This window comes from Streptomyces sp. NPDC050211, assembly GCF_040656035.1.
Classification (GTDB): Bacteria; Actinomycetota; Actinomycetes; order Streptomycetales; family Streptomycetaceae; genus Streptomyces.
On record NZ_JBFALC010000003.1, the window covers coordinates 175,055 to 201,838 of the forward strand.

Sequence of the window (26,784 nt, forward strand, 5' to 3'; positions counted from 1 at the left end):
TACGGGAGTTGGTCCGTGGTCGCCATCGCCAGGATCCTGGCCCGCCGTGTCGCCCTGCTCGTGCCGTTGATGCTCGGCATCGTGCTGTTCGTGTTCCTGGTGATGCGGTTCTCGGACGTCGACCCGGCGTCCGCGTTCTTCCAGGGCGCCAATCCGACGCCCGAGCAACTGCGCGCGTTCCGTGAGGAGAACGGTCTGCTCGATCCTCTGCCGGTGCGCTATGTCGACTTCGTGGGCGCGCTGCTCCACGGCGACATGGGCATCAGCGCACTGACCCGGGCGCCGGTGATCGACCAGGTCATGACCGCGCTGCCGCTGACGCTCCAGCTCACCTTCCTGGGGCTGGGCATCGCGGTGGTGCTGTCGCTGATCGGCGGTGTGACCGCGGCGATCTACCGGGACCGGCTGCCGGACCAGATCATCCGGGTCGTGTCGCTGACCGGCGTCGCGGCGCCCGGCTTCTGGCTGGCGCTGCTGATGATCCAGTACCTGGCGGTCGACCTGGGCTGGTTCCCGACCGGCGGCTACATCAACCCGGCGGACTCCTTCACGGGCTGGCTGAAGACGATGACGCTCCCGGCGCTCGCGCTGTCCCTGCCGGTGGCGGCCCAACTCACCCGCATCGTCCGGACGTCCGTGGTCGAGGAGCTGGACAAGGACTACGTCCGCACCGCGATCGGCAGCGGTCTGCCGCCGCGCGTGGTGGTCGGCCGGAACGTCCTGCGCAACGCGCTGATCAATCCGCTCACCGTGCTCGGCCTGCGCGTCGGCTATCTGCTCGGCGGCGCGGTGGTCATCGAGACGATCTTCTCGCTGCCCGGCATGGGCAAGCTGATGATCGACGCGGTGAAGAACGGCGACCCGGCCGTCGTCCAGGGCGTCGTCCTGACGACCGCGACCGGCTTCGTCGTCATCAACCTCGTGATCGACATCCTCTACCTGCTGGTCAACCCGCGACTGAGGGAAGCCTCCTGATGTTCACGCGCAAGGGGCTCACCGAGGCCCTGGGGCGTGCGGCGAAAGTCCCGTCTGCCTGGCGACGCCTGGCACGCACTCTCGCCGCACCGGGCGAAAGCCCAAGTACGTCCAGTACGAGGGCTTCCGCCCGGCACGCCGAGAGCACGCACCAGACGCCGCCAGGCCCGCCCTCCGGGCGGACGACGGGACTTTCGCCACACGCCCCAGCCCGGCCCGGCATCCGGCTGCGCGGCTGGCGCCGGCTGCCGCTGCTGTCGAAGATCTCCGTCTGCTTCCTGGCCGTCGTGGTCCTGGTGGCGCTGTTCGCCCCGCTGCTCGCGCCGGACGACCCGCTCGACCAGCAGCCGCCCGTCGACGGCACCGGCCATCCGTCCGCCGAGCACTGGATGGGCCAGGACAGCCTGGGTCGGGACATCATGAGCCGGCTGATGTACGGCGCCCGCTGGTCCCTCGCCATCGGGCTCGGCGCGACCGGGCTCGCGCTGGTCGTGGGCGCGCTCATCGGCGCGGTCGCGGCGACCTCGCGCAAGGCCGTCGACGAGACGCTGATGCGCTGCCTGGACGTGGTGATGGCGTTCCCGGGGATCGCGCTGGCCGCCGTACTGGTCGCGGTGTTCGGCGGCGGGATCACTGTCCTCATCTGCGCGATCGCGTTCCTGTTCACGCCGCCGGTGGCACGGGTCGTACGGGCCAATGTCCTCGATCAGTACGGCGAGGACTATGTGACGGCCGAGCGGGTGATCGGCGCCCGCACCCCGCACATCGTCTGGCGGCACGTGGCGATCAACTGTGCCGCCCCTGTCCTGGTTTTCTGCACCGTCCAGGTCGCCGAGGCCATCGTCTTCGAGGCGTCGCTGTCCTTCATCGGCGCGGGCGTACGGCCGCCGGACCCGTCCTGGGGCAGTGTCATCGCGGACGGCAAGAACATGGTGCTGACCGGCGGCTGGTGGGCGACCGTCTTCCCCGGACTGCTGATGCTGGTGACCGTGCTGTCGCTGAACATCCTCTCCGAGGGCGTCTCGGACGCGTGGGCGGCACCGTCGGCGCGGGAGGTCGAGGTCCGCGACGAGGACGACCGGCTGGAGGCGCCGGAGCCGGGCAGCGGGGAGATCGTGCAGCTGCCGGGGCTGACGGAGGCGGCGGCGCGGCTGCGGGCACGGGCCCGGCCACTGCCCGGCGGGGCTCAGCCGGTGCTGGCGGTGGAGAACCTGGCCATCGGCTTCGAGGCCCGGCACCAGGGCGTGGACATCGTCGACGGGATCAGCTTCGAGGTGCAGCCCGGTGAAGTCCTCGGCCTGGTGGGCGAGTCGGGCTGCGGCAAGTCGCTGACCGCGCTGACGGTGATGGGCCTGGAGCCGAAGGGCGCCCGGGTGCGCGGCCAAGTCCGCTTCCACCAGCGGGACTTGCTCGCCGAACCGATGCGCGTGCGCCGCAAGCTGCTCGGCCACGAGATGGCGATGATCTACCAGGACGCGCTGTCCTCCCTGAACCCGGCGATGACGATCCGCGCGCAGCTCAAACAGGTCGTACGACGCGGAGGGCGCCGTAGCCCGCAGGAACTGCTGACGATGGTCGGCCTCGACCCCGACCGCACCCTGCGCAGCTATCCGCACGAACTCTCCGGCGGCCAGCGTCAGCGCGTCCTGATCGCCATGGCGCTGTCCCGCGACCCGAAGCTGATCGTCGCCGACGAGCCGACGACCGCGCTCGATGTGACCGTACAGGCGCAGATCATGGAGCTGCTGCTCCGGCTGCGGGAGGAGCTGGGGTTCGCGCTGATCCTCGTGTCGCACGACCTCGCGCTGATCGCCGACATCACCGACCGGGTGGTCGTGATGTACGGCGGCCAGATCGTGGAGACGGGCGTGACCGCCGACCTGGTGGAGGCACCCGCCCACCACTACACGCGCGGGCTGCTCGGCAGCGTGCTGTCCCTGGAAAGCGCGGCCGAGCGGATGACGCAGGTCAAGGGCGTCGTGCCGTCCCCCGCGGACTTCCCGGCGGGCTGCCGGTTCGCCGACCGGTGTCCGCGGGCGAGCGAGATCTGCCGTACGACTGCTCCCGTGCTGGCGGGTACCCGCACGCATACGGCGGCCTGCCACCATCCGGCCGTCGACCTGATGGACGTGGAGGTCGCCCAGTGAGCGCGCTCGTCGAACTGTCCGACACACATGTCGTCCACAAGGCGCGCAGCGGCGGCCTGTTCACCCGGGACCGGGTGTACGCCCTGACCGGCGCCGATCTCGCCATCGCGCCCGGCGAGACGGTCGGCGTCGTCGGCGAGTCCGGGTGCGGCAAGTCGACGCTGGCGAAGGTGCTGGTCGGCGTGCAACGGCCGACGTCCGGCACGGTCTCCTTCCGGGGCCGTGACCTGTGGAGCATGGCGCCCGCCGAACGCCGGGCGACGGTCGGCCGCCACACCGGCATGATCTTCCAGGACCCGTCCACCGCGCTGAACCGGCGCCTGACGGTCCGGCAGATCCTGCGCGACCCGCTGGATGTGCACCGGCAGGGCACCGCGAAGGAACGGGACGCGCGGGTACGGGAGTTGATGTCCCTGGTCGGCCTGCCGAAGGCGCTCACCGACGCGCTCCCCGGCCAGCTCTCCGGCGGCCAGCGGCAGCGCGTCGCCATCGCCCGGGCCCTCGCCCTCGACCCCGATCTCGTGATCGCGGACGAACCGACCAGCGCCCTGGACGTGTCGGTGCGCGCCCAGATCCTGAATCTGCTGCTCGACCTGAAGGAGCGCCTGGGTCTCGCGCTGGTCTTCGTCTCGCACGACATCCAGACGGTACGGCGGATGAGCGACCGGGTGATCACGATGTACCTGGGCCGGATCGTGGAGGAGGCACCGGCCGACCGGGTGACGGAGGATTCCCGGCACCCGTACACCCGCGCCCTGTTCTCGGCGACCCCCGGACTGCTGCACCCGATCGACCCGATCCCCCTGGTCGGGCCGGTGCCGTCGGCGACACAGCCGCCGAGCGGGTGCCCGTTCCGCACTCGCTGCTGGAAGGCGGACGGGGAGTGCGCCGACACGATGCCCGAATTTTCCGTTGCGTCCACTCCTGTACACCGGTTCCGGTGTCACCATCCAGTGGAGGAGGGCCGACCGACCCGCGACCTCGTGGGCCAGGCGGCCGTACCGGAAGAGCACCAGGAGCCGACATGAACCTCCCCACCCCGCTCACCGGAGTGGTCCCGCCCGTCTGCACGCCCCTGACGCCGGACCGCGAGGTGGACGTGGACTCGCTGCTCAGGCTGGTCGACCATCTCATCGACGGCGGGGTGGACGGGCTGTTCGTGCTCGGGTCGTCCTCGGAGGCCGCGTTCCTGACGGACGGGCAGCGCAGGCTCGTCGTGAAGTCCGTGGCGGCGCATCTGGGCGGGCGGCTGCCGCTGCTGGCCGGCGCGATCGACATGACGACACCGCGGGTGCTGGACCATGTGGCGGAGGTGACGGAGGAGGGCGCGGACGCGGTCGTCGTCACGGCGCCCTTCTACACGCGCACCCACCGCGCGGAGATCGCCCGCCACTACCGGCGGATCGCCGCCGCCTCCCCCGTGCCCGTCGTGGCGTACGACCTCCCGATGGCCGTCCACACGAAACTCCCCGCCGACCTGGTCCTGGAGCTCGCCGCCGACGGCGTGCTGGCCGGGCTGAAGGACTCCAGCGGCGACCTGGGCGCCTTCCGCACCGTCGTGACCGGCGCCCGCACCCACCCCGGCCTCACCGGCTTCAGCGTGCTGACCGGCTCCGAGGTCATCGTCGACGCGGCGCTCGCGCTGGGCGCGGACGGGGCGGTACCCGGCCTCGCCAACGTCGACCCGCACGGCTACGTCCGCCTTTACCGGCTCTGCCGCGCGGGCGACTGGGACCGGGCCCGTGCCGAACAGGAGCGGCTGTGCGCCCTGTTCGGCATGGTGGGCGTCGGCGATCCTGCGCGGATGGGTGGCAGTTCCTCGGCGCTCGGTGCGTTCAAGGCCGCGCTGCAACTGCGGGGCATCATCGCGTGCGGGGCGACGGCGGAGCCGCAGGTGCCGCTGGCGGAGGACGAGGTGGAGCGGGTGGGGAAGCATCTGGCTGCGGCGGGGTTGCTTTGAGCTCCGCGGTGGGTCGTTTGTCGTCTGCGGCGGCGTGGGGGCTGGTCGCGCAGTTCCCCGCGCCCCTATCGGGGCGTTGCTGAGCCGGCCGCTTCATGTGGGTGAAGTGCAAAGAACAGTTGCAGAAGCAGCGATCGCGCTGAGCCTGATGGGAAGCCCTGCGCATACTGCGAACAGGGGCGTGTCCGGCGCTCGGGGTGCCAGAACCCGCGTGGGTCAATTCTGGCCATTTTGATCGACCGAGGTTTCAACTCACCAGTAACCACCGTGAGTTGATTCGCGGACCTCTAGAATCAGCGCAACGTCACGGCTGCCAACGCGCCGTGCTGTGTCACGAATGTCGCGTCGCATTCGCGAACGGGGGGACTTTTGCATGCCCGGTGTCGATGAGGACGGCGGGACGCTCTTCGCGCTGCCGTTGGTCGTGCCCCGATCGACGGAGTACACCCGTCTCGGTGTGCCGCCGGAGGCGACCGCCGAAGAGATCCGCGCGGCAGCTGCCCGGTATGACGCCCTGCTCCTGGCACGTGGCGCGAGCGAGGACGAGATCGCCGCCGCGCACGCCGTCAACCTGGAGAACGCCGAGGCCCGCGCCGCGCACGACGCCCGGCACCCCCCGCTCCCGCTGCTGCGGCTCGAACCGACCTGGGAGCCGGTGCTCGACGACAGGGACGTCGGAATGACCGTGCTGCGCCGGGAGATCGAGGCCTTCCTGTCCGCCGCCGGCGAAGACGTGCACCACCCCTCGGACACCACCCGGACCGATTTCACCGGCGACTTCACCCGCACTCATCTGCTCGACGGCTTCGCCGACGAGTGAACCTGGAGGAGCTCTCATGGATGACCAGCTGCACCGGGTCGTCGGCATCGACCTCGGCACGACCTACTCGGCCGTGGCCGCCTACCACCCCGACGACTACGCCCCCCGCATTCTCGCCGACCCCGAACGCGAGGGGAACAGCGCCGTCGCGACCCCCTCGGTCGTCCGGCTCGACCCGGCCACCGGCGCACTCGTCGTCGGACACGACGCCAAGGACGCCCTCAGCGAGCCGGGAGCCGGTGACGCGCTGGTGGAGATCAAACGGGAGATGGGAGCGGAGTTCACCGACGAACTGCTGGCGCACTTCGGTGCGGCCGGCGTCTACAAGAAGGGCGATCCGGTACGGGCCAGGCTCGGCAACGAGTGGCTGCGCCCGCAGGAGGTCAGCGCCCTGGTGCTGATGCAGATGAAGCGGATCGCCGAGCAGTCGCTGGGCGGCGATATCCATGACGCGGTGGTGACCGTGCCCGCGTACTTCATGGAACGGCAGAAGAAGGCCACCGAGGAGGCGGCGCTGCTGGCCGGTCTCTATCCGCGTCAGCTCATCCCGGAGCCCACCGCCGCCGCCATCGCCTACGGCGTCGACCGAGCCGAGTCGGAACGGCAGATCTACCTGGTCTTCGACCTGGGCGGCGGCACCTTCGACGTGTCGATCATCGAGACCCGGGACGACCAGATCGCGGTCATCGCCACCGCCGGCGACCAGCGCCTCGGCGGCGGCGACTTCGACGACGCCGTCGCCGAGTGGATCGTACGAGAACTCGGCGACGCCCTGCCGAAGGACATGGAACGGCTGCGGATCAAGGCGGCGGCGGAGGCCGCCAAGCGTGAACTGTCCCTGCGGAGTACCACCAGCATCGACCTGGGCGGCGGAATCCCCGTCCTGGAGCTGGACCGGGCCGGCTTCGAGCGGGAGATCCAGCCGATCCTGAAGCGGTCGCTGGACCAGGTCGGTGAGGCCCTGCTCTTCGCGAAGGAGAAGGGGGGCGTGGAGCGCGAGCACGTCAACGCGGTGCTGCTCGTGGGCGGTTCCACCCGTATCCCGCGGGTCCGGGAGATGCTGCTCGACTACTTCGACCAGGACGAGGGCTTTGTGCGCGGGGACGCCAACCCCGACACCCTGGTCGCCCGGGGCGCGGCCATCGTCGCGAACAGGTTCGAGCCGACGCCCGCCTTCGACCTCGCGACCCGGCCCACCGCCGAACGCTCCGCGGACGAGCAGGACTACACCGTCACCCTGATCACCGAGCACACCCTCGGCGTCGGCGTCCAGCAGGGCAAGTTCGACCGGCTGATCGACCGCGGTGACAAGATCCCGGCCCGCAATGTGCGGACGTACACGAACCCGGAACAGGCCGACCGTATCGAGGCGGTCATCTACCAGGGCGAGCGCGACTACATCTACGAGAACACCCTGATCGGCACGATCCACCTCGACGACATCGAGCCCCGCCCCGAGGGCTACCACCAGTTCGAGGTCGAGTTCTCCCTCGATGTGAACGGACTGCTCGGAGTGCGGGTCACCCACACCAACACCAGCCGCGAGTACGAGGCGACCTTCGACCAGAGCACGACGATCGGGCAGATCGACGAGCTGGCGGAGCGGCGTGCCGCCCTGGTGCGGCTGTTCGCCGACGGCGCCCCCCGGGCCGCGGCCCCCGTTCAAACAGCCCCTGAGGTACCGGAGTTCACGGTCCCTGAGCCCGTGGCCGTACCGGACCCGGTCACGCTCCCCGACCCCGTCCCGGCCCCGGAAGCTGCCGCGCTGCCGGACGTCGACCCCGCCGAGATCCCCGCCGAATACCGCCGCATGGTCAAGAAGGCACTCCGCTCGGCGCGCGACGGACAGGTGCGGCCGGCGCTTATCGAGGCGCTGGGCGCCTTCGCGGATGCCGTGCGCGCGGGAGCGGACGAGGACACGCTGGACGAGCTGGCCGACCGACTCGAAGACGAACTGTGACGACATCCGTCGACGAGCGTACGAAGGCCGTCGAGGAGGAGCTGGACGCCGAGTACGCCGGCGTCGGCTGGTGGGGCTCGGTGTACCGCGCGCCCCGGCGGCGCCGCTGGTACCGGCTCATCCCGGCCGAGGAGATCAGCGGGGAGCAGCGCGCTGATCTGGTCGCCTGGCAGACCCGGCCGCGCCGCCGCGAGCTGGTCCCGGTGGTGTCCGGCGAGCGGGGCGAGCAGCGGCAGGTCGGCGGCCACTGGTTCCAGGTCGTCAGTTACGAGACCGACGCGCGGCGCAGCCTCGCCGACGCCCTCGGCGACCCGGAACCGGCGGACCGGGTCGCGGCGGTGGCCGCCGTGCTGCGGGTGTACCCGGACTGGCGCCGGGCGATCGGCACCGGGCTGGTGCCGCTGCCCGCGGACATCGTGCTGACCGAGGACCGCGGTCCGCTGCTGCTGCCGCTGCCGCCCTGGGGCGCCCCGCCGCTGGGCCTGCTGTTCGGTGAGCCGGCCCGGATCGCCCACCTCGCCCCCGAGGCAGCCCGCGGCCGGCTGCCTCTCGACCGGGACCCGGGCCTGTACGCCCTGGTCGTCGCGGCCCGCCGCTGCTTCGAGAACCTGCCCGAGGACGAACCCGGGCGGCTCCTCCAACGCGCCGCGTGTGCCGCCGTGTTCACCGACGAGGAGCGACTGCCGTCCTGGATGCGCCGGGTGGAACCGGTACGGGCCGTACGCGACCGCCTGCGTGAGCTGACCGGTCCGGGTGCCGCGAACCCCGGCAGCGAGGAAGCGGGACGGCTCGCCGACGCCCTCGACGCGGCCCGGCGCGCGATGGACCCCGTCACCGCCGTACGAACCCTGCGCACCACCGCCAACCCGCGCATGGCCGTCGGCCTCGCCCACGCCGCGCTGGTGGACCGTGCCGACTACGGACTGCTGCTCCTCGCCGCCGAGATCGCCCGCGAGGATCTGCGCGAACCCCTGGAGGCGCTGTCCCTTCTGGAGCGCGCGGTGCAGGCAGACCCACGGCGCCCCGAGGCCTATGCCGCCCAGCTGTCGATCATCGGCGGCCTGTGGTCGGTCCTCCAGGGGCGCCTGGCCCAGGCCGCCGCGGGGTCCTTCATGGAACGCCTCAACGCGACGGCGCGCACGGCGTTCCAGCGGCTCCCCGAGGATCAACAACGCGAGTACGCCCATGAGATGGCCCGCTGCCTCATCGGCCAGGGCGCGTACGCCGAGGCCAACGCGCATGTGCACACCTGGCTGCACGACAGCGGGAAGACCCTGATGTGGTGGCGGTTCGACCTGATGCTCGACTACGCCGAGACCTTTCTGCTGCTCGGCCGCCGCGCCGACGCCGCCAAGGTCGCCGAGCAGGTCAGGGCCGGGCTGCGCAGGATGCGGGACAACCGTGAGATGAGCGCGGACGAGATCCACGAGCACGGCATGCGGCTGGCCGAACTCGACCGACGCCTGGGGGACGACGAATGACCACGATTCTGCTGACGGTCGTCCTGCCGGTGCTGTTCCTGACGACGCTGGCCTGCGGGGCGTACTTCCTCGTGGTGCTGCCGGGACGCTGGCGCAAGCCGTACGAGGAGGCCCTCGCGCTCCTCGACAGCGACGACCGCGATGAACTGGAGCGGGCCGAGGGGCTGCTCGGGCAGGCGGTCAACGCCGGGCCGCGGGGGCGGGCGCTGAACCGGATCCGGTTCGCACAGGCGTATGTGCGGGCGATGCTGGGTGCCTACGACCCGTCCCGTTACGGCGCCGCCGCGACCGTCCTCGACGAACTGATCACCGCGGTGGGCCGCACCGAGCACTCCGCCTACCTGGAACTGTGGCTCCAGGCCCGCCTGGAGAACCACGTCCGCGTCACCGACCTGCATGCCGAGCACCGCGCCCTGCTCGACGCCCGCCCCGACAGCCGCCGTATCGCCGCCATTTCCCACCTCCAGCTGGCCACGAGCCGCTGGCGACGCCGGGAGACCGACGGGGCGCTGCACCACTTCGACCGGGTCCGCGAACTCGGTGAGCTGACCGACCGGGTCCCGGCCGACCTGAACGAGCTCCAGCTCGCCAAGGGGGTCCAGGCGGTGTTCGACGGGCGGACCGACGACGCCCGCGACGCGTTCGCCGCGGCACGCAAGCGTGCGGACGAGCAGCAACTGCCCACTGTGGAAGCGGATCTGGGCCTGCTGGTCTGCGACTGGCGGGACGGCGATCCGATGGAACTGGGCGAGTGGCTGGGCGAGCTGGCCGAGCAGCTCGACCAGGGTCCGCCCGGCGACGCCGACAAGGCGGTCCGGCTGCGCACCGGCATCGCCCTGCTGCGCCTGCTCGCCCTGCTGCGCGAGTGGCAGGGCAGACCGGCGCTGTCGGGGGCTCCGTCGCAGTACGACTTCGGGGAGCTGGACCGGCGCGTGGCCGCCGTACGCGAGGCCGATCCCGAGCTCGGGGACGCCGATCTCGTCGCGGGGCTGATCCGCTACTACTTCGCCCTGAACCAGCCGGAGCGTGAACAGGCCCTCGCCGTGCTCGACGAGGGCCAGCGGAAGGCCAAGGCCATCATGCTCCCCGAGGTGCTGGACCTCATGGAGCGCGAGCGTGAGCTGGGCGGGGAGGACAACGCCATCTCCCGCTATCTCGTCCTGCTCGGGGAGTTCCTGGCGGATCCCGGGCGCTCCGCCGAGGACCGCGCCCGACTCCTGCGCCTGAAGGAGCGGTTCAAGCGGCACGCGTCGGCGGACGACCTGGACGAGGGAGCCGTACCGCACCAGCGGGCGCCGTTGGACGACGTCAAACGGCAGGCGGAGGCGCTGCGCCGGCGCATCGAGCTGATCGTCTGGCCGCGGATCCGCGACCTGCCCGACGGCGACCCGGCCAAGGAAGCCCTGCGCCATCTGCTCGCCGAACTCGACGAGGCCGCCACCACGGCGGCCCAGGGCGCCGAGGTCCTGCATCGCGCCGAGATCGCCGTCGTCACCAGGACCGCCCAGACACTCCTGCCGGAGGAGAGCCCCCATGTCCCTGAGTGACCGCCTGCCCCGCCGACCGGCCGTCGGGCGGCGCCGTACGGCGGACCACGCGGCGCTGCTCGACCGGCTCCCGTCGGTGGAGCACAAGCCCGCCCCAGACGAGGACCGGCTGCTCGAACAGGCCTCGCTCGCCCGGGTGTTGCTGCTCCTGGTGCAGGCCGATCAGGAGGCCCAGTACCGGCTCTGCCGTGAACTGGCCGAACACGCCCTGGGCACCGTGCCCGAACCGGGCGAGGCGGGCTCAGGCCCCTTCGTCGACCTCCCGTCCTGACCAGCCCACGCACCCGGAGGGGCCCCGTGACCGGCAACACGTTCCACGAGTTCCGCCGCCCACAGACACTGCACGTCCCGCCGCCGGCCTTCGAGCTCCAGGAGGACCGGGGCCACGCGGACCTGGCCGACCACGACCGGCGCCTCGAGGAGATCCTCCGCGAGCAGGTGGCCGCCGCTGCCTCCGAACCCGCGCACCTGCTGGCGCCGCCCGCGGTCGCGCTCGACGAGACGAAGCTGCATCTCGGCCTGGGCGGCGAGGACCTGCTGGTGGACGCCCGCGTGAATGTCGGCAACGGCGACTACCGGACCGCTCTGGAGCTGCTGGAGGACTATCTCAGCACCGCCCCGGACCACCAGGAGGCCCGCTACCTGCGCGCGTTCTGCCTGTTCCACCTGGACGGGGACAACCGCACACAGGCACTGCGCATCCTGCGCCCGCTGCGTGACGAGCCACTCCCGGCCGACCTGCGCGAGCGCGTCCAGGAGCTGCGGCGGGAACTGCGCCGCCTGCTGACCCCGGCGGAGATCGCCGCATACGCCCAGAGCGCCACGTCCGATCCCGAGGGCGCCCTGGACCGCGTCGAGGCGTTTCTGGAGCTGGCCCCGGAAGAGGGCACCCTTTCCTACCTCCTCGCCCTGGGCCAGGCCCGCGCCGGGCAGCTGGAGTCGGCGCTGGAGACCGCCGAGCGGGGCGTCCGGGAGGCGGACACCGACAAGGAACGGGTCCGGGCCTACGCCTGCCGGCTGAAGCTCGCCCTGCTGATCCCGCACTCCGCGCGGGCCGTGGCGGAGTTCAAGAACGGCCGGCTGCGGCAGGCCCGCGCGGAGCTGGCCGCGATGGATCCCCGGTGGCGCCGCACCACCGTCCTCGACGACTTCGACAGCCACATCCGCAGCCAGATCGAAGGCAAGCGCACCTCGGGGCTCCCCGAGGACCGTGCCGAGGACCTCTACACACTGATCGCGGAGTCCGACGCGCAGCAGGCCGCCGCTCTGATGGCGATGGGTCGTCTCGAGGACGCGGCGCGGCTCATGGCGCACCTCCTGTCCCTCGTCCCGGGCTTCCGCTGGCTCAACTTCCTCTACGCCGTCTGCCTTCTGCGCCTCGGCCGCGACCCCGACCGGGCCGCCGCCTGCGCCGAGATCGCCCGGCGCGACCCCACCATCACCCAGGCCCCGGAGTTGCTGGAGGCGATCCGGAACTGGCAGGAGGCCGCGGTCGTCAATGCCGCGGTGAAGACCTATCTCGACGCCATGGAGGCCGTACGCGGCGGCGCCTCCGCCGACGGCCTCGCGACCCTGCGCACCCGGCTGACCGCCCTCCAGCACAAGCTCCCGGACCTGCGCGGCAAGACACGGACCGAGGCGGGCAGGAAGGTCGTCCGCGACCTCGACGAGGCGATCGCGGCGCGGCTGGCGGAGATCGACCAGGCCGAGATGTCCGTCGCGGTGTCCGGTCTCGTACGGCGCTTCAACGAACTGGCGACTCAAGTGGGCCGCAGCAACCCCCGCTTGATGCGCATCCAGCTCAACGGGATCCTCCAGGACGCCCGTCGGATCCGCGACGAGAACGGCCGCTCCCTCCCCACAGACGCCCGCAAGCTGCTCGACGAACTGATCGGCACGATCACGAGGACCATGGGATGACGACGGATCAGGCCGCCGGTCAGTGGGACGTGTTCATCAGCTACGCCCGCGAGGACTACATCCAGGCCAAGGATCTGCACGACGCACTGCTGGAGTGTGTGACCGCGGGCGGCGGGACACCGAGGATCTACCTCGATGTGTCCCGCACGGGCACTCCGGTCGGGGCGGACTGGCAGAACTTCCTCGAGGACGCGCTGCGCAACACCCGCCATGTCGTGGCGCTGTACTCGCAGACGTACTTCGAGAAGGGCGTCTGCCAGTGGGAACTCCACGAGGCGAACGAGCTGCGGCTGACCAAGGGCCTCCGGTTCATCCCGCTGCTGATCGATCCGGGGGCCGCCGAGAAGGTGCCGTACGTCGTGCACCGGATCAACTGGATCCCGATGACGAGGCCACGCTGGATCGACGAGGTGCGCGAGGCCGTGGGGCTGAGCACGAGCGCGGCACGCCCGGGGCTGCGCTTCGACACCCCGGTCGGCGACGCCGTCGTGGGGCACACCCTGCCGCCGCTGACCGTGACCGCCGGGGAGGGCGCCGCCGCGTGGCCCGCCGGGGGGACGGTCACCGTCTCCGCGCAGCCGCCCGACGCCACGCTGACCGGCACGCTCACGGTGCCGGTCAGCGGGGGTGGGGCCGTCTTCGGCGACCTCGCGTTCCGGGAGGTCGCGGCGGAGGTCCGGCTGGTCGCGACGGCCCCGGGGTGCGAACCGGTCACGACGGCGCCCTTCCAGGTGGGGGCGCCGGAGGAGCAGCCGTCCTGGGACGCCGGCGACCGGCCGGTCCTCCCGGTGCGCGGGCGGCCGGTCTTCTTCCCCGACGGCCGCACGCCGGCCGTGCTGGACGAACGGACCCTGACGGTCCACGACCCGGGCACGGCGGGGTACGAGGCCGTCGGTACGGCGGAGTTGCGGGAGCGGCCCCGGCTGTGGGCGCACGGGCGGAGCCGGCTGGCCGTCGCCGACTGGTCGGGGCGGGTGGTGGCGGCGTCCCCGTCCGGCGGGGTCCAGGTCCACGACCTCCCGGCGTCGGACGGCTCGCGGCTCAATGTGCCGGGTGCGCTGGCCTTCGACGAGGAAGACATCCTGTACGCCGGTATGTGGTCGGGCTCCGTGTGGCGCCTGTCCTCCGGCGATGCGGATCCGGAGCGGGTGCTGGACCACCCGGCCGGGGTTCAGGTGCTGGCGGCCGAGGGCGGGCGGCTGCTGGTGGGCGGCCTGGACGGGCGGCTCACCGAGTACGCCGGACACCGGATCGTGGACGAACACGACCTGGAGCCCGTGCTGCTGGGGATCGCGCGGGTACGGAACTTCGCCCTCGTCGTCGGTGAACAGCACGCATACCGCCTGGATCTGACCAGCCGTCACCTCCTGCGGGCGACGCAGCCGGTGACGTCGGTCACCGGCGCCCTGCCGGGCCGTGAACTGACGGCGATCGTCGACGCGAAGGGGCAGGGCGTCTGTTTCGACGCCGAGCTGGCGGTGCGCGTCGGTTTCCACGCCGTGCCGGGCGCCCGGCCGGTGGGCTCCGCGCTCGACGGGCGGCTGCTGGTCCTGGAGTACCCCGACGGCTCCCACGCCCTGGTCCGGGACGGCCGTACCACTTACGTCTGCGGGCATCCCCTGGCCGTCTCCCCGGACGGGCGCCGGGCGGCGGTGTCGGACGGGCGGCGGCTGCTGATCCTGCCGGTGGAGGAGCTGGGCGGAGAGGGGACGCAGGGATGACCCGCCGCAAGGCGCTGGAGAACCGTCCCGACCATCTGTCGCGCCTGGTCGGGCCGTTGTGGTCGGAGATCGACGCGGGACGGCCGGTCACCCAGGGCCAGTTGGACGCGGTGGTCGAGGCCTTCTTCCGGATCGCCGTCCATCCCGGCACGGACCCCGGGACCGCCCTGACCCTGCTGCGCCGCGCCCACCGCCTGGACAGCGCCAACCCCAAGCATCCGTACCACGTCGGCCTGCTCTACCTGCGCCACGGTCGCCCGGAGGCCGCCGTCCGCTGGCTGACCACGGCAACCGACCTGTCCCCGGTCAACCACCGCGTCTGGGCCCACCTCGGCCTCGCGTACCGAGGTCTCCACGAGCAGCACAAGGACACCGCCGACCACACCGACGAGCATCGAGCCCGGGCCGACCGGATCACCGACACGATCCGCGAGGGCCGCGACGACTTCGACCCGGAGGCCGGGGAGCCCGCACAGGCCCTGCTGCGGCCCGGGGAGTGCCGGTGGAGCGGGGTCCAGGACTTGGCGGCCGACGGCGGGCTGCGCGAGCGGACGACGGAGCGCAAGAGGGACACGCTCCACACGGAGCTGGCGGCCGTCTCCGCGCTCACGGACCGCCGCCGGGGCGGGACGGCCCCGTTCACCGTCCTCGCCGTGCAGTGGATGGTGTACGGCTACCCGCCCGCGACCGTACGCCGGCTGGCGAAGGACCTGCCGGCCGACGACGGCCCGGCGAGCCGTCTGCTGTCCCTGGTCTGCGAGCTGTTCGAGACCGACCCGGCCGCTCTCCCGGCCCGGCTCGCGACCTGTCTCGCCGAGCGTTCCCTCCCCGACGTACTGATCGCGCTGATCCACCGGCAGCGCCTCTTCCGGCGTCCGCTGCGGTTCCCCGACCTCGGCGCCCACGCGGCGGCCAGGGCTTTCACCGACGGCGACCCGGCACGGCACGAGAAGGCCCTGGCGGCGGCCTGGCGGGCGCTCGGCGCGGAACCCCCGGGCCCCATGGCGGACGTCCCGATCCAGGACGGCCCCGAGGGCGTGCGGGCGGCCGGTCCCGACGAGCGGCTGGCGGTGTTCGCGGACATGGCCGCCGCGCTGAAGAAGTTCCGCGAGGACACGCAGGCCCACGCGCGAGACCTGGCGGGGAGCGCGGTGACGGACGGGGCCGACTATGCGCGCTTGTCAGGGGACCAGGGCATCCTGGCCGCGTCGATGGACCGCCTGGAAGCCGTACGGCGGTCCTGGCTGGCGGAGCTGGCCCGCTTCAAGGGCGCCGAACCGGCCGGACTCCTCATGCCGTTCGAGCAGTTTCAACGCCAACTGGAGGCGTGCGAGGCCGAGTTCCAGGAGCCCCTGGGGGTGGTGCGGAACATCCTCAAGCGGAAGGTCGAGAAGAAGCTCGCCAAGGGGCGCGAGGAGTTCGCGACGGTCGACCCGGCGCCCTCTCCCGGCGCGCTGGCCCTTCAGGCACGCCTGACCGAACTGGAGGGCCGGGATGCGGCGGCCGTCCCGGTGAGTACCCCGAAGGGGCCGGGTCCCGACGAGCGGCTCGCCGTGTTCGAGGAGGCGGCCGCACAGCTGACCAGCCTGCTGGAGGAAGCTCTCGCCCATGCCAAGGCCCTGCAGAAGCAGGCGGTCGACGACGCGGCCGGGTTCGCCCGGGCCCTGGGCGACCAGGGAGTCCTGATGGACCTGGCGGACCAGTGGGACAGCGCCCGGCTGGACCGGCTGGAGGAGCTGCGGCTCTTCAAGACGACCGAACCGGCCGGACTCCTCATGCCGTTCGAGGAGTTCCAGCAGCGGCTCGAGACGTGCGAGTCGCGGCTCCAGCAGTCACCGGGCAGTCTGCGGAACATCCTGAACAAGCGGGTCGGCCGCAAACTGGCGGCGCGGCAGCAGGAGTTCGGGACGGCCGAGCCCTCGCCTTCACAGGCGGCGCGAGCCCTGGCACGGCTGACCGCACGGGAGGGGCGAGCCGGCGACGCGGTGGCCGACGCCCCGACGACGACGGCCCCACCCGGCACGCCCGCCCCCGTCCAGCGCCCCACCGCCCCTCCCCCTCCGCCCGAAAACGCCGACGCCCGCGGACGGGTCGCCCACGCCCTCGCCGCGGCCGAGGAACGCCTGGACGCCAACTTCACCGAGGCCTGGGCGACGCTGGACGCCTATCCGCCCGAGCTGCGGCACCGGGAGGCGATCACGCTGCTGCGTACCTACCTCGGCGGGCAGCAGGCCGAGTCCGAGCTGCGGCTGGGCCGCACGAACGACGCCCGGCGGCGCTGGAACACCCTCCTCACCGACGACCCGCTGCACCCGGCCGTCCTGCGGAACCTCGCCGTGGCCCACACCTCGGCAGGCGACCTGGCGCATGCCACCCAGGCCTGGCGACGCTGCCTCGAAGCGCTGTATCTGCGGGACCTGCTCCACGGGGATGTCCGCCACGGCGCTGCCGAACGGGCCCGACTGCACCGCGTCCTGGCCGGTTCGTTCGGCACGGCCCCACTGCTGCAGGGCATGACGCCGCGCGGCCAACAGGAGGAGGACCCGCGCCGGATCCCGCCCGTCCTGGCCGGCACCGGAAGGGTCGGGACGGCCACCGCCCACCTGTGCCTGGAGGAGCTCAACCACATCCTCACTTTCCGCAGCCCCACCCTCCTGCTCGGCGTCCGCCGCTCCGTGGGCGAGGAGGAACTCGCCGCCGCCCGGGACCGTCGTATGGCCCTGGTCGCCACGGCCGTGGCGGCGCTTCCCGTCCGGGTGCGGGCGCCCTTCGAGCGGCTGTGCGTCGAGCTGTTCGAGCAGGCATACGGCGAGGCGTCCCGGACGAAGGGACGCACGCGCAGGCCCGGCGACGAGGCCGAGGAACAGGCGCACCTGGAGTGGGCCCTGGGCCGGGTGCGGTGGAAGCTGGCGATCTACAACAGCGTCGTACAGGACCCGGAGGCCGAGTGGGCGCTCACGGAGTACTCCGGTGACGTGATCGGCAGCCTGCGTCGCATCGACGCGCTGCCCCTGGACCCGTCGGACGAGATGGTGCTGGCGGCCGTCCGGCACCTCGGGTACCAGGGCGATCCCGTGGCGTTCGTGAAGCAGAACAACAAACTCACCGAACTCGCCTGCGAGTGCGCCCTGGGCCGGATCTTCGCGGCGGCCGAGGAGTCCGCGTCCGGCATCGCGACCGACCGGTTCGCCGACCGGTTCCGGCGCATCGGCCGCTCTTGGGGCCGCCATGCCGTGCCCGACCGCTACGCCGACCTCCTCGACGATCCGCGGGGGCTCTACTACCCCTCCGTCAGATCGGCGTTCGAGATCCTGAACAGGTCCGGTGCCCCCACCGACGAACAGGAGCGGAACGTCGTGGCGGCCGCCGTGACCGCGCTGGAACGCTGGGTGGCACGGCTGCCCGGAGCCACCGGCCCGGCCGTCGTCCTGGCCCGGCTCCTGGGCAGCCTCGACCGGCACGACGAGGTCGAGGAGGTGCTGTCCAGAGCGCGGGACGAGGCGTTCGGCGCCCGCGGGCAGATGGAGCTGACGCTGTCGTTCATCCGCCTCGGCATCGACCGCGGACAGTTCGCCGAGGCCATCGGGCGCGTGCGGACGCTCCTGGAGACCGACCCAGACGACGAGCGGCTGCGCTCTCTGCTGACCGACGCGTACGTCCGCTGGATCAAATCGGGAAAGGACCTTCCGTCGGCACGGACGGTCGCCGAGCACTTCTCCCGATGGACGGACGACGAGACCGTCGAACTGCGCCGCGGGCTGGTCCTGAGCCTCGTCGTGACCGCGCACCGGTCCCGCCCCGAAACGGCCGGAGTCGGCCAACTGGTCGCCGACCTGCGGCAGCTGTGCGACGAGGACCCCGACCACGTCGAGGCCCAATGCCAGCTGGCCGAGGCGCTGTATCAACACGCCTGGGAGCTGCGCAAGCAGCTCCAGGGCACCTCCCGCGAGCAACGCAGGACCTTGCGAGCGGTGTTCGACAAGGTCCTGACGGAGTGCGCGGACCAGGCGGAAGGAGCCCTGCGCGACGACAGGCTCAGCCAGGAACAGCGCGCCAGAATCTCGGAGATCCTCCGCAACGTGCGTCCCCAGTGACTCTCGTCTAGAGCCCGCCGACCGGAAGCCGGCGGAACTCGATCGTTTCGTACGTCCCGCTCGTCCCCGTCTCGTACAGGATCCCGACCGTGCTCCGGTTCACCTGCACCAGGTCGGAGTAGGCGGCGCGGCGTCCGTCCAGGGTGCGGACCTTCTTGAACGTCTTTCCGGCGTCCTTGCTGCGCCAGATCGCCATGGACCGCCGGGCGGTGGGCACGGACGGGGCGGAGAACAGCAGCGGGCCCGACTGGACCTGGAGGACGCTGGCCTCCACCACGGGCACGTCGTTGAGGGTGGGCTGCACCCGGTAGGGGCGGTCCAGCTTCCGCGCGCCGCTGCTCGAATAGCTGTCGAGGCGGTTGCCGGGGCTCGTGCCGTTGTGGTCACGGGAGTTGAAGTAGAGGCGGCCGTCGGGGAGCTGGGTGGCGGTGGATTCGTTGGCGTTGTTGTAGCCGTTGTAGGTGGCGTCGACGAAGCCCAGGTTCCAGGTCTGGCCGCCGTTGTCGCTGTAGAGGGCGTGGCCGCCGTAGTACTTGGGCTCCTGGCCGGTGTCGGCGGAGCCGGCGGGCGGGGCGGTGGAGTGGTTGGCGGGGACCACCAGGCGTCCGGCGTGCGGGCCGCGGGTCAGGGCGACGGCGTGGCCCGGGCCGGTCGCGTACCAGCGCCAGTTCCGCGGCTTGACGCGGGTGGTGATGTCGCGCGGGGGCGTGAAGCTGAGGCCGTCGTCCCAGCTGCGCTGCACGAACACCCGGCGGCTCTGCTGGGGTGTGACCTCGCCGCGCATGATCTGACTTTCCGTCACATCGCCGCTGTTGTAGGAGGTGAGCAGGACGACCGCGTCGGCGCGCGGGTCGTACACGGGCGCCGGATTGCCCCGGGTGTTCCCGCCGCCGGCCGCGACGACCTGGAGCGGGCCCCAGGTGCAGCCGCCGTCGCCGGAGCGGCGCAGGACGACATCGATGTTGCCGGTGTCGCCGGCGCCGTCGCGCCGGCCCTCGGCGAAGGCGAGGATCGTGCCCTCGCCGGTCCTGACGGTGGCGGGGATGCGGTAGGTGTCGTAGCCGCCCTTCCCGGAGACGTACGGCAGTGAGGTGGTGCAGGCGGCTGCGGAGGCGGTGGCCGTGGGAGCGGCCAGGGGACTGAGGAGTACAGCGGTGACGAGGAGGGTGCGGATCAGGAGTCTCATCCCTCTCCCTGACGGATCGTCGGATGCGGTCCGTCACATGGTCCCCGGTGTGACCATCCCCGACTCGTACGCCACGATGACCAATTGCGCCCGGTCCCTCGCGCCCAGCTTTCCCATGATCCGGCTGACGTGCGTCTTCGCCGTCAGCGGGCTGAGTCCCAACGCCTCGGCGACCTCGGTGTTGTTGAGCCCGCGCGCCACCAGGGTGAGCACCTGGCGCTCCCGTTCGGACAGGCATTCGGGCCCACCCGCCGCCGGTGGAGCCGAAGGGCTGCGCAGAAGTCGCTCGATCAGCCGTGCCGTCGGCCCCGGCGACAGCAGCGCCTCCCCGGCCGCCACCGTCCGGATCGCGTCCAGCAGTTCGGCCGGACGGGTGTCCTTCACCAGGAACCCGGAGGCGCCGGCCCGCAGCGCGTCGATGATGTGCTCGTCGGTGTCGTAGGTGGTGAGGACGAGAACTTTGACGCCGGCCAGGTCCTCGTCGGCGGCGATCTGGCGTGTCGCCTCGATGCCGTCCAGGTCGGGCATGCGGATGTCCATCACCACGAGGTCGGCGCGTTCGCTGCGGGCCAGTTCCAGTGCCTCGCGGCCGGTCGCTGCCTGTCCCACGACCTCCATGTCCGGCGCGGTCTCGACGAGCATGGCGAACGCGGCCCGGACGAGGGTCTGGTCGTCGGCGAGCAGGACGCGGATGGTCACGTGGCTCCTCCCAGCGGAAGTACGGCGGTCACCTGGAAGCCGCCCCGTTCGCCCGGCCCCGCGTCGAGTGTGCCGCCCACACTGCGGGCGCGCTCGCGCATGCCGACGAGGCCGAAGCCCGGCGCCTTCCCGGGGGTCGGTCCGGTGCCGTCGTCGGTGACGGCGAGGTGCAGGGCGCCGCCCTTCTCGTACAGGTCGACGGCGACGGACGGTTCGGGGCCCGCGTGCCGTACGGCGTTGGTGAGCGCCTCCTGGACGATCCGGTAGGCGGCGGCGCCGACGGCGGGCGGCGCCTGCCGTATCGCCACCGTCTGCTGGACCTTCGCGCCCGCGAGCCGGGCGGCCTCCACCAGGTCGGGCAGCCCGTCGAGGCCGGGCAGCGGGCCGCGCGCGTCGACCGAGCCATGCTCGCGCAGCACCTCCAGGGTGGTGCGCAGTTCACCCCGTGCGCTGCGGCAGGTCCCGGCGATGTCGTCGAGGGCCTTGGCGAGCGTCTGCCGGTCCAGGCGCTCGGGGTCGGCGGCCAGCACATGGGCGGCGACGGAGGTCTGTACGCCGATGAGGGTGATGCTGTGCGCGAGCAGGTCGTGCAGGTCACGGGCGATCCGGAGGCGCTCCTCGGCGACGCGGCGGCGGGCCTCCTCCTCCCGGGTGCGTTCGGCGCGTACCGCGCGTTCGACGATGGCGGCGACGTACTGGCGGTAGTAGCGGACGTCGATGCCGAGGAAGAGGACGGCGACGACCCAGCCGGAGATCCGCAGGAGCTCCACTGCCCCATCGGGGTTGGTGAGGGCGTTCATGATCAGCGTCACGCCGAGGACCGTGGTGCCGGTGAGCAGCGTACGGCGCACCGTGCCGGTCGCCGCGATCGTGTACAGCACCACCATGGTCGCCGGAATGGGCGCGGTGTGGTTGTTGTCGAGGGCGTGGTACGGAGCGACGCAGGCCAGCACCACGAGCAGCACCGGCACGGGGTGGCGGCGCCGCCACACGAGCGGCACATGCGCGGCGAGCAGCAGACTCCAGCCGATCGCGTCGGGCCGCAGCCCGTCGTTGACGAGCAGGGCGAGGGCCGTGGCGACGACGGCGAGCGCCCCGGCCAGCAGCGCGTCATTGCGCATGCCGTGCGGGGCGGTGCGGGGGTCGCGGTTGATCGCCGCCATGACCCGCTCGCCGAGGCGGGGAGATGCCGTGGTGGTGGATGTCTGCACAGGGTCATCTTCCGTGCGGAGGGCGCCCCTCCGGGAGGGAGGGGCGCCTGTTCGGGTCAGTGGGCGGACGCGGCCACCGGCTCGGGTTCCTTCGGCGGCATGGGCGGCTCGGGCTCGCGGGACAGGCGGCCCGGCCACCACACCTTGCGGCGCAGCGCGACGCTCGCGCTGGTGACCAGGTAGGTGCGGACGAGGAAGGTGTCGAGCAGGACGCCCACCGCGATGACGAAGCCCAGCTCGACGAGTTGGACGAGCGGCATGTTGATGAGCACCGCGAAGGTGGCCGCGAGGACCAGTCCCGCGGAGGCGATGACGCCGCCCGTCGTCCGCAGCGCGGTGAGGGCGGCCGCCACGGGGTCGGCGCCCTTCAGCGCCTCCTCCCGCATCCGGTGCATCAGGAAGATGCCGTAGTCGACGCCGAGGGCGACGAGGAACACGAAGGACAGCAGCCCGAGTCCGGGGTCGGTGCCCTCGAAGCCGAACACCGGCCCGAAGACCAGCCCGCCGATGCCGAGCGCCGCGCCCCACACCGCGACCACGGCGGCCACCAGCAGCAGCGGCGCGACGATGCTGCGCAGCAGCGCGATCAGGATCAGCAGTACGGAGGCGAGGACGAGCGGCACGACGACCTTCGTGTCGCTCGCATTGGTGTCCTTCAGGTCGATCTGCTCGGCGCTCACTCCGCCGACGTAGGAGCCGTCGAGCCGGTCGCGCAGATCCTCGATGGTGCGGGTCTCGCCCGGGGACTCCGGCGGGGCGGCGGCGAGTACGGAGATCTCGGTCCAGCCGTCGCCGCTGCGACCGCGTTCGGCGCTCTCCACGCCGCCCGTGTCGCGGATGTCGGCCAGGGCGGCGTCGGCGCGGTCGGTGGGCGCGATGACGCTGATGGGCTGCGTGCCCTGCTCGGGGTAGGCCTTGACCACGGTCTCCATGGCGGCCACGGCTTCGGGCTTGTTGGTGAAGGAGTCCTCCTGCTTGATGGTGCCGGGCAGGTTCAGTGTGCCCAGCGCGAGCGCCCCGAGCAGGATCGCGCCGCCGGCGAGCACGGTCAGCGGGCGTCGCCCGGCGGAGCTGCCCATCGCGGAGAACAGCGACCGGCGGACCTTGGGTGTACTGCCGTAGCGCGGCACCAGCGGCCAGAACACCCGTCGGCCCAGCAGCACCAGCAGCGCGGGCAGCAGGGTCAGCATGGCCACCAGCGCGCACACCACGCCGAGGGCGCCGAGCGGGCCCATGCCCCGGCTGGAGTTGAGGTCGGCGGCGAGCAGGCACAGCAGTCCGGCGGCGACGGTGCCCGAGGAGGCGAGCACGGCGGGCCCGCAGCCGCGCAGGGCGGTGACCATGGCGTCGTACGGCCGCTCGATGCGCCGCAGTTCCTCCCGGTACCGGGAGACGAGCAGCAACGCGTAGTCGGTCCCCGCGCCGATCACGAGGATCGTCATGATGCCGGAACTCTGGCCGGACACGGACGTCCCGAACCACTGGTTGAGCCCGTAGGCGAGGCCCATCGACAGATAGTCGGCCAAACCGGCGACGAAGAGCGGCAGCAGCCACAGGAACGGGCTGCGGTAGATGAGGATCAGCAGCAGCGCGACGACCGCGAGGGCGGTGTAGAGCAGCGGTCCGTCGAGCGAGTCGTAGACCTCGGAGGCGTCCGTGTCGAGCGCCTCCGGACCGCCGACGTCGACACTCAGCCCGTCGCCGCCCTGCGCGATGTCCCGTACGTCGAGGACCATCTCCTCCCGGGCCTTCTCGTCCATGCCGGGCTCGGTGCTGGCCACCGGGTAGATCAGGGTGGTGCCGTCCCGGGACGGCACTCCGGCCGGTTCCTCGGTCAGGGTGTGCGCGTCGGCGATCCGGTCGATCTGGCCGGCAGCGGTGGCCTTGTCGGCGGCGGTCAGTCCGCCGTCGCGGTGATAGACGACGACCATTTCGGTGGCCTCACCACCGGGCAGCCGCTCCTCGATCTTGGCGGCCTGGGTGGAGTCGGCACTGGCCGGCAGATAGTCGACGGCACGGTCACGCTGGACGTCGCCGAGTTTCGCGGCGAACGGCGAGGCGATCGCCAGTACGGCGATCCACAGCCCGAGCACCAGCCAGGGCACGGCTCGCCGCCGCCGTACGGATGTCTTTGCGGCCCCCATATGACGGGCCTCCCTCCGGTCGGGGTGTCTGGGTCGTTCTCCAGACTCCCGGCGGGAGGGGGGCGATTCGTCGCGCGTGAGGGCGAGTTGAGGGGTACTGCCAGGGGCGGCCCGCAGGCCGCGTTACTCCCCGGGGAGTACGGCTACGACGGTGTACGCGCCGCCGCCAGCAACCGGCTCACATCGTCCCCGCAGATCGTGAGCGCCGCCCCCACCGTGCTGAGCACATCCCGCTCGGCCGGGGTGTACGGCCCGTCCGCGAGGGCGATCCGCGCGCCCTGCAGCAGGATCGACTCCCGGCCCGCCGCGGCGAGGTGCGGGGCCAGCGGATCGAGGGCCTCATGCAGCTCTATGGCCAGACCCGCCCCGCACGGCTCGCCGTAGACCCGGCCGGTGTCCGCGGCCAGCGCCTCCACGAGAGCGTTCAGCTGGTCCTCCGTGCAGTCGTCGAACCCGGCGGCACGCACCTCGGTCGCCGCCGCCTCCAGCGACGTACGACTGCACGTGCCGCCCGCGGCGAGGACCGCGAGGGCGACGGTGTGCACGGCGTCGCGGAGCATCGCGGAGAACCGCGTGGTCGTCGGGTGATCCAGCACATCCGTACCGAAGTGCCGACGGCAGGCCGCACACTCCACGACCGGCCCGGACTCACCCCGCGGCAGCACGGGCACACCCAGCATCGTGAACCGGCGACGCCCGGTCAGCCGCTGATAATTCCGGTCTCCCCCACACCCCGGACAGAAGAACTCACCGTCCCCGACGGCACTCCACGAGGTACGGGTGCCCAGAATGCGCGCACGCCTGGCAGCACGGCCGTCTCGTCCCCGTCCTGGCAGCACGTCGCACCTCCGTAACCCCACGGCAACATCGCCGCGCTCGCGTGATGTTAGCCACATTGGCGAGGCAGAGTCAGTACCCCGGACGAGACCCACCCGTGACCTGCACAGGGATTGGCCGGAAAACGACAGCCCCCGCGCCCCCAAAGGGGCGCGGGGAACTGCGCGACAAGCCACAACGGCGAGTCAGCCGATCAACGACCCGCCCGGTTGACGGCGGAGACAACCGCCTTCAGCGACGCCCGAGTCGTATTCGCATCGATCCCGATCCCCCACAGAACCTTGTCCTCGATCGCGACCTCGATGTACGACGCGGCCTGCGCGGACGCCCCCTCGCTCATCGTGTGCTCCTGATAGTCCAGCAGCCGCGCATCGATACCGATGCCCTGCAGCGCATGGAAGAAGGCCGAGATCGGACCGTTGCCCGTGCCGACCAGCGTCGTCTCGACGCCGTCCACCTCCGCCTCGACATGGAGCGTGTCCACACCGTCCGTGTCGGTCGTCGACTGGCCGTTCTTGACCTGGATCCGACCCCACGGATTCCCGGGGTTCGGCAGGTACTCGTCCTGGAAGATCGCCCAGATGTCCTTCGGCGTGACCTCGCCGCCCTCGGCGTCCGTCTTCGCCTGGATGATCTTCGAGAACTCGATCTGCATCCGGCGCGGCAGGTCCAGCTTGTGCTCGTTCTTCAGGACGTACGCCAGCCCGCCCTTGCCGGACTGCGAGTTGACGCGGATGACCGCCTCGTACGACCGCCCGACGTCCTTCGGGTCGATCGGCAGGTAGGGCACGGCCCACTCGATGTCATCGACGGTGACACCCTTCGCGGCGGCCTCGGCCTCCATCGCGTCGAAGCCCTTCTTGATGGCGTCCTGGTGGGAGCCGGAGAAGGACGTGTAGACCAGGTCGCCCACGTACGGGTGGCGCGGGTGGACCTGCATCTGGTTGCAGTACTCCCACGTACGACGGATCTCGTCGATGTCGGAGAAGTCGATCTGCGGGTCGACGCCCTGCGAGAACAGGTTCATGCCCAGGGTGACCAGGTCGACGTTGCCGGTGCGCTCGCCCTGTCCGAACAGGCAGCCCTCGACGCGGTCGGCGCCGGCCATCAGCGCCAGCTCGGCCGCCGCCACCGCCGTACCGCGGTCGTTGTGCGGGTGAATGGACAGGCAGACGTGCTCGCGACGCGAGAGATTACGGCCCATCCACTCGAAGCGGTCCGCGTGCGTGGACGGCGTGGAGCGCTCCACGGTCGCGGGCAGGTTGAGGATGATCTCGCGCCCCGGACCGGGCTGCCAGACATCCATGACCGCCTCGCAGACCTCCAGCGCGAAGTCCAGCTCGGTGTCGGTGAAGATCTCCGGGCTGTACTGGTACCCGAACTCGGTCTCCGGCCCCAGCAGCTTCTCCGCGTACTCCATCACCAGCCGCGTGCCGTCGACGGCGATCTGCTTGATGTCGTCCTTGGAGCCGCGGAAGACGACCCGCCGGAAGACCGGGGCGGTGGCGTTGTAGAGGTGCACGGTCGCGCGCTTGGCGCCCTTGATGGACTCCACCGTCCGCTCGATCAGGTCCTCGCGGGCCTGGGTCAGTACGGAGATGGTGACGTCGTCGGGGATGGCGCCCTCTTCCTCGACGATGGAGCGCACGAAGTCGAAGTCGGTCTGACCGGAGGCCGGGAAGCCGACCTCGATCTCCTTGTAGCCCATCTTGACCAGCAGGTCGAACATCGCGCGCTTGCGCACGGGCGACATGGGGTCGATCAGCGCCTGGTTGCCGTCACGCAGGTCGGTGGAGAGCCAGCGGGGGGCGGTGGTGATCCGCTTCTCGGGCCAGGTGCGGTCGGGAATGTCGACCTGCTCGTACCGGCCGTACTTCTGAATCGGCATAGAACTGGGCTGCTGGCGATTTGCCATGGTGCGGGGCTCCTCAGGATGTCCGGAAGGACGGCCGACGACGCAACACCAAGCTCCGCGGGGAGGGAGTCGACCTGTACTACAGGCCCTCGCCGCGGCAGCTAAGGAGGAGCAGCCCGAAACGCATGATGCGCAGCATGCTAGCGGACCGTTCCCGGATGCAGGTC

At 71.7% G+C, this 26,784-nt stretch carries 18 protein-coding genes; 12 read left to right on the top strand and 6 right to left on the bottom strand.

The window, feature by feature from the left end; all coding sequences use genetic code 11:
* The first annotated feature begins 15 nt into the window (after positions 1 to 15).
* From AB0I98_RS04780 to AB0I98_RS04835, 12 genes are all read left to right on the top strand, one after another.
* Positions 16 to 975: an ABC transporter permease gene (locus AB0I98_RS04780; protein ID WP_362935290.1), complete on the top strand. Its 960-nt coding sequence runs from the start codon at positions 16 to 18 to the stop codon at positions 973 to 975.
* On the top strand, positions 975 to 3,122 hold the full coding sequence (locus AB0I98_RS04785) for a dipeptide/oligopeptide/nickel ABC transporter permease/ATP-binding protein (protein WP_362935292.1): 2,148 nt from the start codon (positions 975 to 977) through the stop codon (positions 3,120 to 3,122). The genes AB0I98_RS04780 and AB0I98_RS04785 overlap by 1 nt, the downstream gene beginning before the upstream one ends.
* A complete protein-coding gene (locus AB0I98_RS04790) occupies positions 3,119 to 4,150 on the top strand; it encodes an ABC transporter ATP-binding protein (protein ID WP_362935295.1) in 1,032 nt (343 codons plus the stop codon). Before AB0I98_RS04785 ends, AB0I98_RS04790 begins: the two co-directional genes overlap by 4 nt.
* A complete protein-coding gene (locus tag AB0I98_RS04795; RefSeq protein WP_362935298.1) occupies positions 4,147 to 5,082 on the top strand; it encodes a dihydrodipicolinate synthase family protein in 936 nt (311 codons plus the stop codon). The genes AB0I98_RS04790 and AB0I98_RS04795 overlap by 4 nt, the downstream gene beginning before the upstream one ends.
* A gap of 373 nt (positions 5,083 to 5,455) precedes the next feature.
* Positions 5,456 to 5,902, top strand: a complete 447-nt coding sequence (locus AB0I98_RS04800) for a hypothetical protein (protein WP_362935301.1) — start codon at positions 5,456 to 5,458, stop codon at positions 5,900 to 5,902.
* A 16-nt stretch (positions 5,903 to 5,918) separates the two neighbouring features.
* The gene (locus tag AB0I98_RS04805; RefSeq protein ID WP_362935304.1) at positions 5,919 to 7,862 is read left to right on the top strand and encodes an Hsp70 family protein; all 1,944 of its coding nucleotides are present in this window, start codon (positions 5,919 to 5,921) and stop codon (positions 7,860 to 7,862) included.
* The gene (locus AB0I98_RS04810; protein ID WP_362935307.1) at positions 7,859 to 9,343 is read left to right on the top strand and encodes a hypothetical protein; all 1,485 of its coding nucleotides are present in this window, start codon (positions 7,859 to 7,861) and stop codon (positions 9,341 to 9,343) included. Before AB0I98_RS04805 ends, AB0I98_RS04810 begins: the two co-directional genes overlap by 4 nt.
* Positions 9,340 to 10,890 carry a hypothetical protein gene (locus AB0I98_RS04815; RefSeq protein ID WP_362935310.1) on the top strand — a complete coding sequence of 517 codons (1,551 nt, stop codon included), beginning with the start codon at positions 9,340 to 9,342 and terminating at the stop codon, positions 10,888 to 10,890. The genes AB0I98_RS04810 and AB0I98_RS04815 overlap by 4 nt, the downstream gene beginning before the upstream one ends.
* The gene (locus AB0I98_RS04820; RefSeq protein WP_362935313.1) at positions 10,877 to 11,161 is read left to right on the top strand and encodes a hypothetical protein; all 285 of its coding nucleotides are present in this window, start codon (positions 10,877 to 10,879) and stop codon (positions 11,159 to 11,161) included. The genes AB0I98_RS04815 and AB0I98_RS04820 overlap by 14 nt, the downstream gene beginning before the upstream one ends.
* A 26-nt stretch (positions 11,162 to 11,187) precedes the next feature.
* A complete protein-coding gene (locus AB0I98_RS04825; protein ID WP_362935316.1) occupies positions 11,188 to 12,810 on the top strand; it encodes a tetratricopeptide repeat protein in 1,623 nt (540 codons plus the stop codon).
* Complete coding sequence (locus tag AB0I98_RS04830) at positions 12,807 to 14,531, top strand: toll/interleukin-1 receptor domain-containing protein (protein WP_362935319.1); 1,725 nt, start codon at positions 12,807 to 12,809, stop codon at positions 14,529 to 14,531. Before AB0I98_RS04825 ends, AB0I98_RS04830 begins: the two co-directional genes overlap by 4 nt.
* Positions 14,528 to 18,625, top strand: a complete 4,098-nt coding sequence (locus AB0I98_RS04835; protein WP_362935322.1) for a hypothetical protein — start codon at positions 14,528 to 14,530, stop codon at positions 18,623 to 18,625. Before AB0I98_RS04830 ends, AB0I98_RS04835 begins: the two co-directional genes overlap by 4 nt.
* 7 nt (positions 18,626 to 18,632) lie before the next feature.
* Here the strand turns inward: AB0I98_RS04835 and AB0I98_RS04840 are convergent, their stop codons facing one another.
* The 6 genes from AB0I98_RS04840 to leuA all read right to left on the bottom strand — a co-directional run bounded on the left by AB0I98_RS04840 (position 18,633) and on the right by leuA (position 26,617).
* Positions 18,633 to 19,811 (bottom strand): sialidase family protein, encoded by a 1,179-nt coding sequence (locus tag AB0I98_RS04840; RefSeq protein ID WP_362935325.1) that lies wholly within the window; start codon positions 19,809 to 19,811, stop codon positions 18,633 to 18,635.
* Positions 19,812 to 19,844: 33 nt separating this feature from the next.
* Entirely contained in the window at positions 19,845 to 20,510 is a 666-nt protein-coding gene (locus tag AB0I98_RS04845) for a response regulator transcription factor (RefSeq protein WP_362935328.1), read from the bottom strand.
* Positions 20,507 to 21,781 (bottom strand): sensor histidine kinase, encoded by a 1,275-nt coding sequence (locus AB0I98_RS04850; RefSeq protein ID WP_362935731.1) that lies wholly within the window; start codon positions 21,779 to 21,781, stop codon positions 20,507 to 20,509. Before AB0I98_RS04850 ends, AB0I98_RS04845 begins: the two co-directional genes overlap by 4 nt.
* Complete coding sequence (locus AB0I98_RS04855) at positions 21,778 to 23,865, bottom strand: MMPL family transporter (protein ID WP_362935331.1); 2,088 nt, start codon at positions 23,863 to 23,865, stop codon at positions 21,778 to 21,780. The genes AB0I98_RS04850 and AB0I98_RS04855 overlap by 4 nt, the downstream gene beginning before the upstream one ends.
* Before the next feature lie 143 nt (positions 23,866 to 24,008).
* Positions 24,009 to 24,704 carry a TerB family tellurite resistance protein gene (locus AB0I98_RS04860; protein ID WP_362935334.1) on the bottom strand — a complete coding sequence of 232 codons (696 nt, stop codon included), beginning with the start codon at positions 24,702 to 24,704 and terminating at the stop codon, positions 24,009 to 24,011.
* 191 nt (positions 24,705 to 24,895) lie between these two features.
* On the bottom strand, positions 24,896 to 26,617 hold the full coding sequence (gene leuA / locus AB0I98_RS04865; protein WP_362935337.1) for a 2-isopropylmalate synthase: 1,722 nt from the start codon (positions 26,615 to 26,617) through the stop codon (positions 24,896 to 24,898).
* Between the last annotated feature and the right edge of the window lie 167 nt (positions 26,618 to 26,784).

Excerpts from the sequence above, each read along its gene's own strand:
- AB0I98_RS04785 (WP_362935292.1), top strand. The coding sequence starts at position 975 with ATGTTCACGCGCAAGGGGCTCACCGAGGCCCTGGGGCGTGCGGCGAAA.
- AB0I98_RS04795 (WP_362935298.1), top strand. The coding sequence starts at position 4,147 with ATGAACCTCCCCACCCCGCTCACCGGAGTGGTCCCGCCCGTCTGCACG.
- AB0I98_RS04800 (WP_362935301.1), top strand. The coding sequence starts at position 5,456 with ATGCCCGGTGTCGATGAGGACGGCGGGACGCTCTTCGCGCTGCCGTTG.
- AB0I98_RS04805 (WP_362935304.1), top strand. The coding sequence starts at position 5,919 with ATGGATGACCAGCTGCACCGGGTCGTCGGCATCGACCTCGGCACGACC.
- AB0I98_RS04815 (WP_362935310.1), top strand. The coding sequence starts at position 9,340 with ATGACCACGATTCTGCTGACGGTCGTCCTGCCGGTGCTGTTCCTGACG.
- AB0I98_RS04820 (WP_362935313.1), top strand. The coding sequence starts at position 10,877 with ATGTCCCTGAGTGACCGCCTGCCCCGCCGACCGGCCGTCGGGCGGCGC.
- AB0I98_RS04830 (WP_362935319.1), top strand. The coding sequence starts at position 12,807 with ATGACGACGGATCAGGCCGCCGGTCAGTGGGACGTGTTCATCAGCTAC.
- AB0I98_RS04835 (WP_362935322.1), top strand. The coding sequence starts at position 14,528 with ATGACCCGCCGCAAGGCGCTGGAGAACCGTCCCGACCATCTGTCGCGC.
- AB0I98_RS04840 (WP_362935325.1), bottom strand. The coding sequence starts at position 19,811 with ATGAGACTCCTGATCCGCACCCTCCTCGTCACCGCTGTACTCCTCAGT.
- AB0I98_RS04855 (WP_362935331.1), bottom strand. The coding sequence starts at position 23,865 with ATGGGGGCCGCAAAGACATCCGTACGGCGGCGGCGAGCCGTGCCCTGG.
- leuA (WP_362935337.1), bottom strand. The coding sequence starts at position 26,617 with ATGGCAAATCGCCAGCAGCCCAGTTCTATGCCGATTCAGAAGTACGGC.